The organism is Cellulomonas biazotea (assembly GCF_004306155.1).
GTDB classification, from domain to species: Bacteria; Actinomycetota; Actinomycetes; order Actinomycetales; family Cellulomonadaceae; genus Cellulomonas; species Cellulomonas biazotea.
This window is the reverse complement of sequence record NZ_BIMR01000064.1, coordinates 1-3,478: the sequence shown is the minus strand read 5'-3', so window position 1 is coordinate 3,478 and position 3,478 is coordinate 1. Positions and strand designations below refer to the sequence as shown.

Here is a 3,478-nt window from a genome sequence, read left to right as displayed (position 1 = left end):
TCTACGCGCCCGGGACGCCCGTCGCCCCGGTCGCCGCCGTCACCCCGGTCCGCCCGGGCCTCGACGCGGGCCGCTACTGGGCGGGCGTCGCGGCGACCGCCGTGGTCGCCGCGCTCGTGGCGGTCGTCGGCGTGGTCGTCCTCCAGGAGATCCTCGACGTCGACCTGGTCGTGCAGGACGTGTTCGGCACCGGCTCGGAGATGGCCGCACTCGTCGTCGGCGCGGTGCTGATCGCCCTCGTCGCGGGCGCCCTCCTGCAGCTCCTCGTCGTCACGACGCCGAAGCCGCAGGCGTTCTTCGGCTGGATCATGGGCCTGGGCACCCTCGTCCTCGCGCTGCTGCCGCTCACGTGGACCGACGTCGCGACGTCGGCCGTCGCGACCGGTGTCGTCCACCTGCTCGTCGGGATCGCCGTGTGGTCCCTGCTGACGGGCGTCCTGTCCCGCACCCGCCGCGTCGTCCCGGCGCGCTGACGACAGCCCGACGCCCGCTCACCCGGTACTCGGGTGGCGGGCGTCAGGTGCGTGCGCGTGGCCGGCCGGTCAGACGAGCCGGTGCAGCCAGCCGTGGCGGTCGGTGGCGCGGCCGTACTGGATGTCGGTGAGCTCGGAGCGGATGCGGCCCGTGACCGCGCCCGTGCCGCCGTCGCCGACGGTCAGGTCGAAGTCGTCGCTCGCGAGGCGGCCGATCGGGGTGACGACGGCCGCCGTCCCGCATGCGAACACCTCGGCGACCGAGCCGTCCTCGATCCCGGCGCGCAGCTCGGCGAGCGGGATGGGGCGCTCGTTGACCTCGTGGCCGGCGTCGGACAGGAGCTGCAGGATCGAGCCGCGCGTGACGCCCTCGAGGATCGAGCCCGAGACGGGCGGGGTCGACGCGCTGCCGTCGGCGCCGACGACGACGACGTTCATGCCCCCGAGCTCCTCGAGGTACGTGTTCGTCGTCGCGTCGAGGAAGCAGACCTGCTCGCAGCCCTTGGCGTAGGCGTTCTGCTGCGGCAGCAGGCTCGCGGCGTAGTTGCCGCCGCACTTGGCGGCGCCGGTGCCGCCCGCGCCGGCGCGGTGGAACTCCTGGTCGACCCAGATCGAGACGGGCTTGAGCCCGCCGGAGAAGTAGGGCCCGACGGGCGAGGCGATGACGAGGTACTCGGCCTCGAGCGAGGGCCGCACCCCGAGGAAGCTCTCGGACGCGTACATGAACGGCCGCAGGTAGAGGCTGGTCTCCTCCCCCGACGGCACCCACGCGCGGTCGGTCGCGACGAGCGCGGCGATCGACCCGAGGAAGTCGGCCTCGGACAGCGGCGGCAGCGCGAGGCGGTGCGCGGACCGGGCGAAGCGCGCGGCGTTGGCCTGCGGGCGGAAGGTCCAGACGGAGCCGTCGGCGTGCTGGTACGCCTTGAGGCCCTCGAAGATCTCCTGCGCGTAGTGCAGGACCGCGGTCGCGGGGTCCAGGTGCAGAGGGCCGTACTTCTCGACGCGGCGGTCGTGCCAGCCCTCGCCGTCGCGGTAGGAGATGCGGGCCATGTGCTCGGTGAACACGGTGCCGAACTTCGGCGAGGCCAGTGCCGCCTCGCGGGTGGCGGCGGGGACCGGGGTGTCGGTCGGCCGGATCTCGAAGAGGTCGGCGGACGCGGGTGCAGCGAGAGTGCTCATGACGGGGGGCCTTTCACCAGGGTCGACAACGACGGTACCGGTGAGGACGGCCGGGTGGACAGGCGACCGGGCGGTCGCCGACGGGCGGCGACCGGTCCGGGCCGCGTGCGGGCGTCAGCCGGCGACGCGCGCCGCGAGGTCCTTGCCCACCTCGGCCGTCGACCGTACTCGCTCGGCCGCGCCGCGCTCGGCCAGGTCGGCGGCGACGGCGGACTCGACGCGGCGGGCCGCGTCGGCCAGGCCGAGGTGGTCGAGCAGCATCGCGACGGACAGCACGGTGGCGGTCGGGTCGGCCTTGCCCTGGCCCGCGATGTCGGGGGCCGAGCCGTGCACGGGCTCGAACATGCTCGGGGCCGTGCGGTCCGGGTTGATGTTCGCGGACGCGGCGAGGCCGATGCCGCCGGTGATCGCGGCGGCGAGGTCCGTGAGGATGTCGCCGAAGAGGTTGTCGGTGACGATGACGTCGAACCGCGACGGGTTGGTGACGAGGAAGATCGTCGCCGCGTCCACGTGCAGGTAGTCGACGGTGACGTCGGGGAACTCGGCGTTGACGGCCTCGACGGTCCGGCGCCACAGGTGGCCCGCGTGCACGAGCACGTTGTGCTTGTGCACGAGCGTGAGCTTCTTGCGGGGGCGGGCGGCGGCGCGGGCGAAGGCGTCGCGGACGACACGCTCGACGCCGAAGGCGGTGTTGACGCTCACCTCGTTGGCGACCTCGTGCGGCGTGCCGACGCGGATCGCGCCGCCGTTGCCGACGTACGGGCCCTCGGTGCCCTCGCGCACGACGACGAAGTCGACGTCGCCGGGGTTCGCGAGCGGGCTCGTCACGCCCGGGTACAGGCGGCCCGGTCGGAGGTTGACGTAGTGGTCGAGCGCGAAGCGGAGCTTGAGCAGCAGGCCGCGCTCGAGCACCCCGGACGGGACCGACGGGTCGCCGATGGCGCCGAGCAGGATCGCGTCGTGCGCGCGGATCGCGTCGAGGTCGCCGTCGGTGAGCGTCTCGCCGGTCGCGTGCCAGCGGCGCGCGCCGAGGTCGAAGTCGGTGGTCGTGAACCCGGTGCCCGTGCCGTGCAGCGCGGACTCGAGGACCAGCAGGCCCTGCTCGACGACCTCGGTGCCGATGCCGTCGCCGGCGACGACGGCGAGGCGGAGGTCCTGGGCGGCATTGCTGGCGGTCATGGCTGCCATGCTACGCCCGTCCCACGCCTCGGACCGAGCCGTCTCACCGACTGGGCGTCAGTCGACGGCGGGCGTGGGACCGCTCGTCGGGTACACGAGCTCGAAGCGCTCCGTCACGACGGCCAGGTCCGGCGCGAAGGCGTCGTCGCCCAGCACGCGCCGCCAGTACCGCTCGTGCTCCGTGCGCCACGACGCGAGCGACAGGTCGTCCTCGCCCTCGGCGCGCGCGTGGTCCTCGCCGACCTGGTCGAACGGCACGACCACGACCTCCGTGGTGCGCAGCAGCGCCCGCGGCTCCCCCGCGCCGTCGACGACGATCGACAGGTCGCCGACCACCGGCAGCTCGACGCCCTCGGCCTCGAACTCCGCCAGGGCCGTCGACGTACCCGTCTTGCGGCCGTCCAGCACGAGGCTCAGGAGCTGGTCCGCGAGCACCGGGGAGTCCCCGAACGACCACGACGGCGGCGGCACGACGTCCTTCGGCATCTCCCCCATGACGGCGTCGAGCTTGCCCATCCCGAGGTGCCCGCGGGCGGCCTGCCAGAACGCGCTGATCCGCTGGTCCTCGTCGTGCGTCGGCTCGGTCATCGTCGTCCCTCCGTCGGTGGTGCGCCCATCTTGGCGTGAAGCACGACGGGCGTGCGGCC

General features: G+C 73.9%; 4 protein-coding genes. 1 reads left to right on the top strand and 3 read right to left on the bottom strand.

The window, feature by feature from the left end:
- The coding region (locus CBZ_RS05575) for a DUF6069 family protein (RefSeq protein ID WP_130780600.1) at nt 1–473 on the top strand (473 nt) is incomplete at its 5' end.
- A 69-nt stretch (nt 474–542) separates the two neighbouring features.
- On the opposite strand, the gene CBZ_RS05570 is transcribed toward CBZ_RS05575, so the two are convergent.
- From CBZ_RS05570 to CBZ_RS05560, 3 genes are all read right to left on the bottom strand, one after another.
- The gene (locus tag CBZ_RS05570) at nt 543–1,652 is read right to left on the bottom strand and encodes a branched-chain amino acid aminotransferase (RefSeq protein WP_130780599.1); all 1,110 of its coding nucleotides are present in this window, start codon (nt 1,650–1,652) and stop codon (nt 543–545) included.
- Between the two features lie 114 nt (nt 1,653–1,766).
- Entirely contained in the window at nt 1,767–2,831 is a 1,065-nt protein-coding gene (locus tag CBZ_RS05565; RefSeq protein ID WP_130780598.1) for a 3-isopropylmalate dehydrogenase, read from the bottom strand.
- A gap of 57 nt (nt 2,832–2,888) precedes the next feature.
- Entirely contained in the window at nt 2,889–3,419 is a 531-nt protein-coding gene (locus tag CBZ_RS05560; RefSeq protein ID WP_130780597.1) for an ASCH domain-containing protein, read from the bottom strand.
- Nucleotides 3,420–3,478 lie beyond the last annotated feature (59 nt).